Origin of the sequence: Amycolatopsis rhizosphaerae (genome assembly GCF_007713715.1) — a bacterium.
Taxonomy (GTDB): Bacteria; Actinomycetota; Actinomycetes; order Mycobacteriales; family Pseudonocardiaceae; genus Amycolatopsis_E; species Amycolatopsis_E rhizosphaerae.
This window is the reverse complement of the sequence record NZ_VJWX01000307.1, coordinates 1-8,604: the sequence shown is the minus strand read 5'-3', so window position 1 is coordinate 8,604 and position 8,604 is coordinate 1. Positions and strand designations below refer to the sequence as shown.

Here is an 8,604-nt window from a genome sequence, read left to right as displayed (position 1 = left end):
GGTGTAGAGAAGCCGAGGAGCGGTGGTGAGGAGTTTGGCCGGGGACTTGGGAGTGGGCTGGAGCTTCGGCGGCGGCGTGGTGGTGTGGTTGTTTCGCGGCCTTCGTCGTGACGTTCGTGGTGACCCGGGTGATCGTGCGGCGGATCCGCGCGGGAGGCGGCCCGTTCCGGAACACCACGATCGGCGGGGTCCACGTGCATCACCAGGTGTACGGCATCTTCCTCATCCTCGTCGCGGGGGTGGGCGAGTTCGTCTACCGGCCGGGGACACCGTGGCAGCAGGTGCTCGCGGTGCTGTTCGGCGCGGGCGCCGCCCTGACCCTGGACGAGTTCGCGCTGTGGCTCTACCTGGATGACGTCTACTGGACCGACAAGGGGCGCAAGTCGATCGACGCGCTGCTGGTGGCCTCGCTGATCGGCCTGCTGCTCGTGCTGGGCGCGCGGCCGTTCGACGACACGGCGGGACAGGGGCGGATCACGTTCGCGGTGACCGTGGTGGGAAACCTGGCGTTCTCAACGGTGGCGATCCTCAAGGGCAAGATCGGCTCGGGCGTGATCGGGCTGGTGGTGTCGCTGGTCGCCGTGGTCGCCGCCGTCCGGCTGGCCAAACCGCACTCGTTCTGGGCGCGGAGTCGGTACCGGCCGGGCTCTCCCAAGTGGGAACGGGCCTCGGCGCGTTTCCCGCCGGGCCGGCACAGCCGGTGGGAGGACCTGGCGGACCGGCTGGCCGGATTCCCGCGCCGCAAGCCGTGAAGCCTCGCCCGGGGGACGGACGTGTGTCACTGAATCAGGTGGAAAGTCCGTGTCGTGCGTCCCGTGGGGACCCGAAAGGCCTCACCCTGGGGGGCCGCGCCCTTGCGGACGCGGACCGCGGGCCTACCGGATCCGGTCGTGCAGCCCCCCGAGCGACCGGGTCCGGTATGTCCCCTTCGGCCCCCTGGAGGGGGTGTTCCAGGGTTCAGGGACGCGTCCTCCGTACGGCGCTCATGACGGCGTTCATCCCGGCGGCCGGTGCGGAATCGCCGCACCCCGCGGCCCACCCCGTCACCGTGCCTGTGCGGTATTCCAGGAGGCACAACGCCCGCTCGCCATCACCGCCATCACCGTCGTCACCGCCCCTGAGGGACTGCTGGACGAGGCCGAGTATCTCGACGGGGATCCCGGCCTCGTTCACCGCCGCGCCGAGCGCCTCGATCGGGTCGGCGGCACGGTGGGTGCTCGTGCGTTCGTGTCCGTCGACGGTCAGCGTGATCCGGATGGCCGGCGTGTCGCCTCCGGTGGTCTCCCACCCGACGAGCCGCACATTGTCCACAGTGGATCGCTCGGTCAGGTAGGTGCGCCGGAACAGGGACCAGAGCCCGGCGGTGGTGACTTCGGTTCCGGTGGTGTCGGTGTGGTGCTGGACGTGGCGGGCGAAGTCGATCTGGAGGCGGCGGGGGAGCGTGATGCCGTACCCGGTTTCGAGCAGATGGACGATCCCTCCCTTGCCCGACTGGGAATTGACCCGGATGACGGCGTCGTAGGTACGGCCGATGTCCGCCGGGTCGATCGGGAGGTAGGGGACGCGCCAGTCGAGTTCGGACTCGGCGACGCCGGACTCCTCGGCACGGCGCCGGTGCTCGGCGAAGCCCTTCCTGATGGCGTCCTGGTGCGTCCCGGAGAACGCGGTGTGCACGAGGTCGCCGGCATAGGGGTGCCGTTCGTGCAGGGGTATCCGGGTGCAGTACTCGACGGTGCGGCAGATCTCGTCGATGTCGGAGAAGTCGACCATCGGATCGACGCCCTGGGCGTGGAGGTTCAGGGCGAGGGTGGCGATGTCCACGTTGCCGGTGCGCTCACCGTTGCCGAAGATGCAGCCCTCGACGCGCTGCGCCCCGGCGAGGAGGGCGAGTTCGGCGCAGGCGACCCCGGTGCCGCGGTCGTTGTGCGGGTGGACCGAGAGGATCACGCTGTCGCGCCGGTCGAGATGCCTGTGCATGTACTCGATCTGGTCGGCGTACACGTTGGGAGTGGCGACCTCGACGGTCGCGGGCAGGTTCAGGATCACCGGACGCTCGGGGGTGGCCAGCCAGAGTTCGGTCATGCTGTCGCAGATGTCCAGGACGTAGCCGGGTTCGGTGAGGTTGAAGACCTCGGGGGAGAACTCGAAACGCACGTTCGGCAGCGCTCCGGCGAGTTCCAGGATGTCGCGCCCGCCGTCGAGGATGATCTGCCTGAGTTCGTCGCGATCCTTGCCGAGAACGACGTCGCGCCAGGTGGGCGCGGTCGCGGTGTACAGGTGGATGACGACCGGATTGGGCATGCCCCGGATGGAGTCCACGGTGCGTTCGATCAGGTCGCGCCGGGCCGGGGTGAACACCACGATCGTGACGTCCTCCGGTGCGAGTCCGGTGCCGGCGAGCAGCCGCACGAAGTCGTAGTCGGTCTGCGACGCGGACGGGTAGCCGACCTCGATCTCCTTGTAGCCCATCCTGACCATCAGTTCGAAGAAGCGGCGCTTGCGCTCCGGGTCCATCGGTTCGGCGAGCGCCTGGTTGCCGTCCCGCAGGTCCACCGGTACCCACAGCGGTGCGTGCGTCAGCCGCTTGCCCGGCCAGTCGCGGTCGGTGAGGGGTACCTGGACCCGCGAGTAGACGTCGCGGTAGCGGTGTGAGGGCATTCGCGAGGGCCGCTGGCGATTCCAGGCGGGTGGCCGCGGTGCCGTGGTCGTGGTGACGTGCGTGCCGTTCATGGTCGGGTTCGGTTCCTTGTGGTGCGACGGGAGGACCGGCGCGGACGAGTGCGCCCCACGGCGGGGGGCCGGTCCGGTCAGGCCCCGCCGTGGCAGCGAAGGAGAAGGCGAAGGAGAAGGAAGCCATGGGGCGGCATGCGCTAGAATCTAGCAACTCCTCAGACAAGTAGACAAGACGGGGGTGCGTTGTGGATCAGGTCCAGCGGGCTCCGCTCGCCGAGCGGGCCGCGAGCCTGCTGCTCGAGCGGATTCGCGCGGGGGAATGGAAGCTGGGGCAGAAGCTGCCCGGCGAAACCACGCTCGCCCCGCAACTCGGCGTCGGCCGTTCGACGGTCCGGGAAGCGATCCGGGAACTCGCCGGCAAGGGGGTGCTGCAGTCCCGGCAGGGGGCGGGCGTGTTCGTGACCGCGCTCGACGTGACGGAGGACTGGGACACCGTCCTTCGCCGGGCGGACATCATCGCCGTGATCGAGGCGCGGATCGCGATCGAATCCGAAGCCGCCTTCCTCGCGGCGGAGCGGCGCACCCCCGCCGATCTGCGGGCGATCCGCCGCGCGCTCGCCGCGCGGGGCGAGCCGCACCGCGACATCGAGTCCCTTGTGGACGCGGACATGGTCTTCCACCGCAGGGTGGTCGCCGCCGCGCACAACGAGATCCTGCTCGAGCTCTTCGACAGCTTCGTTCCCCGGCTGCGGCAGGCGATGATCGAAATGCTCCGCATCCGGCCCGCCCCTTCCGGGGAGCGCGACCACGACGCCCACGCCGTCCTCGCCGACGCGATCGCGGGCCACGACGGAGACGCCGCCGCGCGCCACAGCCGTGCCCATCTGGACTCGCTCAAGGAATCCCTCGCGTGACCCCAGTGCTGGAGCTGTGCGAAGTCACTCTCCGCCGGGAGGGCAGACAGACCATCCGCTGCGCTCACCGCTGCCGGTGCTCGACGTGGTGCTGACCGGCGTCACCGGCAGCATCGACCTGCCGCCGCGATGGCGGGCCGAGCCGGAACTGGCGTCGGTCCTGGTCACGCATCACCTCGAAGAGTTGCCCGCCACGACCAGCCACGCGCTGCTGCTCGCGCACGGCCGGACGGTCGCGCGCGGGCCCATCCACGAGGTCGTCACGACCGAGACCATCACACGCGCGTTCGAGCACCCCACCGAGGTCAGCCATGTTGAGGGGCGCCGCAGCGCTGCTCCCGGCGCCGTGAGGGAGCTTCACGGGGAAGTGCCGGGGGACCCCGGTCAGGCGAGGATTTCGTGCATGAAGCCGACGAGCCAGTGTTGTGCGGGGGTGCGCGCGTGGGCGTGGCGGGTGTAGATGGACACCTGCGCCGGTTCGATCTCCATCGGCAGCTCCAGCAGCCGCACCCGGTGCTCGGCGGCGAACGTCTCGGCCACCCTGCGCGGCACCGTCGCCACCAGTTCGCCGTCCTGCACCAGGTAGGGCAGGGTCGAAAACCGGGTCACCTCCAGCACGACCCGCTCCAGCAGGCCGTGCGCCTCCAGCGCCCGGCGCGGCCCCTCGTGCCCGGCCGGGCCGAACACGGCGATGTGCCTCTCCGCCGCCAGCGCCTTCAGCCCGGCCCGGTCGCCCCGCAGCCTCGGATGGCTGTCGGCGACCATCCCGACGTATCCCTCGGAGAACAACGGGATGCGCGCCACGCGCCGGGAGCTCAACGGCGGTGAGGCGATGAACGCGTCGATTTCGCCGCGGCCGAGCTGATCCACGGCGCTGACCACGTCGAGCGGGCGGACGGTCAGGGTGACGCCCGGAGCGCGCGACGGCAGGGCGGCCATCAACCGGGGCAGTAGGGACACCTCGCCCAGGTCCGACAGGCACAGCGTGAACGCCGCCCGGCCGGAGGCGGGATCGAACGACTGCGCCCCGCTGACCGCGGTTTCGATCTCGGCGAGCGCGGCGTGCAGTGGTTCGTAGAGCGCCCGCGCCGTGGTGGTGGGCACCAGCCCGTTTCCGGTGCGGCGGAACAGTTCGTCGGAGAACCGGCGGCGCAGCTTCTGCAGGCCGTAGCTGACGGTCGGCTGGGTGAGGTGCAGCGACTCCGCCGTCGCCGTCACGCTTCGGGTTTCGTAGAGCAGCACGAAGGTGCGTACCAGGTTGAGGTCGAATTCCCGCACTATCGATCCCATCGATGCCGGTATCGGACAACATTGATTGGAACACCAAGGGGGAGCTGCCTACTCTCGGGGGACCACGGTTCGAGGAGGAACGTCGCGCATGCCCACGGTTCGCCGGATCGCCCACGAATTCCTGGCACGCCAGGGGATGACCACGATCTTCGGTAACCCCGGCTCGAACGAACTGCCCTTCCTCGCCGGGCTCCCCTCTTCGTTCCGCTACGTGCTCGGGCTGCACGAGGGCGTCGTGGTCGGCATGGCGGACGGGTACGCGCAGGCGACCGGGCGAGCCGTGCTGGTCAACCTGCACGCCGCGGCGGGCTCGGGCAACGCGATGGGCGCGCTGACCAACGCCGTGTACTCGCGCTCCCCGCTGGTGCTCACCGCGGGACAGCAGGTGCGGTCCGCCATCGGGCCGGAGGCGATGCTCGCCAACGTCGACGCCCCCCAGCTGATGCGTCCGCTCGTCGGCTGGTCCGGTGAACCGAGCTGCGCGGCGGACGTCCCGCGGTCGCTCGCGCAGGCGGTGTTCGAGGCCGAGTTGCGACGGCGCCCGTCCTACCTGTCCGTGCCCTACGACGACTGGGGAGCCGAACTCGACGGGAACGCGGCGCTCACCCTCGACCGCTCGGTCCGGTGGGGCCTGGCGCCGGACGAGGAGCAGTTGCGTTCCCTCGCCGAGGCGGTCGGGTCCGCCCGTGATCCGGTGCTGGTGCTCGGTGGCGACCTCGACACCGCGGGCCTGTTCGACCGGGCCGTGGCGCTGGCCGAGCATCGCGAACTGCCGGTGTGGGTGGCGCCGTCGCCGCACCGGCTGCCGTTCCCCAACCGGCACCGGCTCTTCCGCGGGGTCCTGCCCGCCGGGATCGGCGCGGTGTCGGCCGCGCTGGCCGGGCACGACCTGGTGCTGGTCCTCGGCGCCCCGGTGTTCCGCTACCACCAGCACATCCCCGGGCCGTACCTGCCCGAGGGAGCCAGGCTGATCCAGGTCACCGACGACGCCGGGGCCGCGGCGCGGGCCCCGATGGGGCAGGCGCTGGTCGCCGATCCCGCCCCGGTGGTCGAGGCCCTGCTCGACCGGCTGCCCGCCCGCGAACCGGCGAAGGGGCCGCGATACGTCCCCAACCCCGAACCGGCGACCGGCGGTGGCGCGCTGCATCCCGAGCAGGTTTTCGCCGCCTTGCGCGAAACCCAATCCCCCGACACCTGTTATGTCGTGGAGTCCACCTCGACGAGCTCGGCCTGGTGGCGGCAGATGGACCTGCGCCGGGCGGGCTCCTACTTCTTCCCCGCGGCGGGCGGTCTCGGGTTCGGCCTGCCCGCCGCGGTCGGCATGGCGATGGGCCTGCCCGGCAGGCCCGTGGTCGCGGTGGTCGGCGACGGTTCGGCGAACTACGGCATCACCGCGCTGTGGACGGCCGCACGCTACGAGGTGCCGGTCACCTTCGTCATCCTGCGCAACGGCACCTACGGCGCGCTGCGTTGGTTCGGGAACCTGCTCGGCACCCCGGACGTGCCGGGAACCGAGATCCCGGGCCTGGACTTCACCGCCCTCGCCGCGGGCTACGGCGTGCCCGCCACCGCCGTCACCGGACTCGCCGAACTCCACGACCGGTTGAAGGCGGCGGCCGCGGGCCCGCGCCTGATCCAGGTCGACACCTGCCCGACCAGCCCGGAGTGAGCACGCAGTACCCGTTTCCGATTCCCCTTTCCCCGCAAGGAGTACGGCAATGACGACGGCTCCGTCCCGCTCGGCAGGCACCGCGGTGCTGTGCTGGCTGACCGTCCTGCTCGAGGGCTACGACCTCGTGGCGCTGGGCGCGACCATCCCGATACTGCTCAAGACCGGGCACCTCGGGTTCACCGCCGCCGGAGCGACCGCGGTGGCCACCGTGTCGCTGATCGGCGTCGCGGTGGGCGCCGCCCTCCTCGGTCCGCTCACCGACCGGTTCGGCCGCCGCGCGCTGCTGATCGGCTCGGTGGCACTGTTCTCGGTGTTCACCGTGGTGACGCCGCTGGCGCCGAGCGTGGCGGTGTTCGGGGTGTTCCGGTTCGTGGCCGGGCTCGGTCTCGGGGCCTGCATGCCCGTCGCGCTCACCGTGATGTCGGAGAACCTGCCCGCCCGCCGCCGCGCCAGCGCGAACACCTTCACCATGACCGGATACCACGTCGGTGCCGTGCTCACCTCGGTCCTCGCGCTGATCGCGAAGGAGAACTGGCACGTGCTGTTCTACGGCGGCGGCCTCGCCGGCATCGCGGTGGTCCCGCTGATGTGGTGGCGGCTGCCCGAATCGGCCGCCTTCCTCGAGGCGAAGAAGCAGCCGGAGGCCGAGCGGACCCGCCTGGCCGATCTGCTCGGGCCGAAGTACCAGCGCATCACCATCGCGGCGTGGATCGGTTCCTTCATGGGCCTGCTGCTGGTCTACGGGCTCAACACCTGGCTGCCGCAACTGATGCGCAGCGCGGGCTACCCTCTCTCGACCTCGATCACCCTGCTGCTGGTCCTCAACGTCGGCGCGGTGATCGGCCTGGTGCTCGCGGGCATGATCGCCGACCGCCGCGGCATCCGGCCCGTCGCGATGATCTGGTTCGGGGCCGGTGCCGTCCTGCTCGCGGTGCTGAGCGTGCGCATCGGCAGCAGCGTGCTGCTCAACACGCTGGTGCTGCTGACCGGGGTGTTCGTCTTCTCCGCCCAGGTGCTGATCTACGGTCTCGTCGCGCACACCTTCCCCGCACAGCTGCGGGGTACCGCGCTGGGGCTCACCTCCGCGGTGGGGCGCCTCGGGTCGATCGTGGGCCCGTTCATCACCGGCTCGCTGGTCACCGCCGGGCTCGCCTACCCGTGGGGCTTCTGGTTCTTCGCGGCCGTCGCCGCGCTGGGCCTGCTGACGCTGCTCTCGCTCAGCGGCCGGCCGGCGCGGACCACGGACGTGGAGGCACCGGCCCTGCCGGAATAGACACCCCTCCGCGGGGCCCCTGCGCTTGTGTCCCACCTTCCGGCGCTTGTGTCCCACCTTCCGGGCGGGGAGCGCTGAAGGCCGCCTTCAGGGCTCCCCTCACAGGAAACCGCGCCCCTGTTCTTGCCCCCATGTCGAAGACAGCTGTGAAGGGTCCCTTCACAGTCGTATTGACCGTGAAGGGACCCTTCACGGCAACCCTCAACCCCCTTTGGCTGGCGCTACGGGGTGGTCGCGCCCGAGACACACCACTTGCCGCCCTGCTGCTGCAACGTCAGCCTGGTGTCACGGGAATAGGGCCGGTCGGTCAGGGCGGGCAGGTGACTGCCGGGGGTGCTTTCGGGGTGCAGGCTGCCCTCCACGTGCACGGTGGCCGTTGCGGTGGTGCCGGTCGTGACCGCCTGCCCCCGCACCTGGGCCATGGTCACCCTGTTCGTGATCGTCATGGCCGCGCGTACCGCGGCCGGCAAGGCGCCCAGGAGTTCTTCGCGCCCCGAACCGGCATCGAGGATGCCTTTGTCTCCCTGCTGTGCCGGGCAGACGAGCCGCAGGGCGGCGGCGGTGTCGGCATTTCTGATCGCGTCCGCGAAAGACTCGGCCACCGACGTCGGATCGCTTCGGGATGCGGTGAAGAAACCGGGCCACACGAAGCCGCCGACGCCGAGCACGAGAACGAGGATCGCCGCCACGATGCCGGTGAGAAGGGCGAGGACCTTGCCCGTGTCGTGCTTCGGCGGTTGCGTGCTTCCGGTGGGGCCGGGTTGCGGTGGGTGGGTCACCTG

The 8,604-nt window shown here is 70.8% G+C and carries 7 protein-coding genes and 1 pseudogene; 5 read left to right on the top strand and 3 right to left on the bottom strand.

The features are described 5' to 3' along the window. The first annotated feature begins 107 nt into the window (after positions 1-107). Positions 108-752, top strand: a complete 645-nt coding sequence (locus tag FNH05_RS25315) for a hypothetical protein (RefSeq protein ID WP_144591209.1) — start codon at positions 108-110, stop codon at positions 750-752. Positions 753-957: 205 nt separating this feature from the next. Here FNH05_RS25315 and FNH05_RS25310 read toward each other — a convergent pair whose 3' ends face one another. Continuing rightward, positions 958-2,730: a 2-isopropylmalate synthase gene (locus FNH05_RS25310; protein ID WP_246127935.1), complete on the bottom strand. Its 1,773-nt coding sequence runs from the start codon at positions 2,728-2,730 to the stop codon at positions 958-960. 188 nt (positions 2,731-2,918) lie between these two features. Here FNH05_RS25310 and FNH05_RS25305 point away from each other — a divergent pair, with 188 nt between their 5' ends. Next, entirely contained in the window at positions 2,919-3,587 is a 669-nt protein-coding gene (locus tag FNH05_RS25305) for a FadR/GntR family transcriptional regulator (RefSeq protein WP_144591208.1), read from the top strand. Between the two features lie 16 nt (positions 3,588-3,603). After that, on the top strand, positions 3,604-4,047 hold the full coding sequence (locus FNH05_RS25300; protein WP_186382727.1) for an ATP-binding cassette domain-containing protein: 444 nt from the start codon (positions 3,604-3,606) through the stop codon (positions 4,045-4,047). On the opposite strand, the gene FNH05_RS25295 is transcribed toward FNH05_RS25300, so the two are convergent. Further along, positions 3,972-4,877, bottom strand: a complete 906-nt coding sequence (locus FNH05_RS25295; protein ID WP_246127934.1) for a LysR family transcriptional regulator — start codon at positions 4,875-4,877, stop codon at positions 3,972-3,974. The genes FNH05_RS25300 and FNH05_RS25295 overlap by 76 nt on opposite strands. An 88-nt stretch (positions 4,878-4,965) precedes the next feature. On the opposite strand from FNH05_RS25295, the gene mdlC reads away from it, so the two are divergent. Together mdlC and FNH05_RS25285 are read left to right on the top strand one after the other, a co-directional pair. Continuing rightward, the gene (mdlC, locus tag FNH05_RS25290; RefSeq protein ID WP_144591207.1) at positions 4,966-6,546 is read left to right on the top strand and encodes a benzoylformate decarboxylase; all 1,581 of its coding nucleotides are present in this window, start codon (positions 4,966-4,968) and stop codon (positions 6,544-6,546) included. Between the two features lie 49 nt (positions 6,547-6,595). Beyond that, positions 6,596-7,822 (top strand): MFS transporter, encoded by a 1,227-nt coding sequence (locus tag FNH05_RS25285; RefSeq protein ID WP_144591206.1) that lies wholly within the window; start codon positions 6,596-6,598, stop codon positions 7,820-7,822. 221 nt (positions 7,823-8,043) lie between these two features. Here the strand turns inward: FNH05_RS25285 and FNH05_RS25280 are convergent. After that, positions 8,044-8,604, bottom strand: a pseudogene (locus tag FNH05_RS25280) (hypothetical protein); the annotation flags it as partial.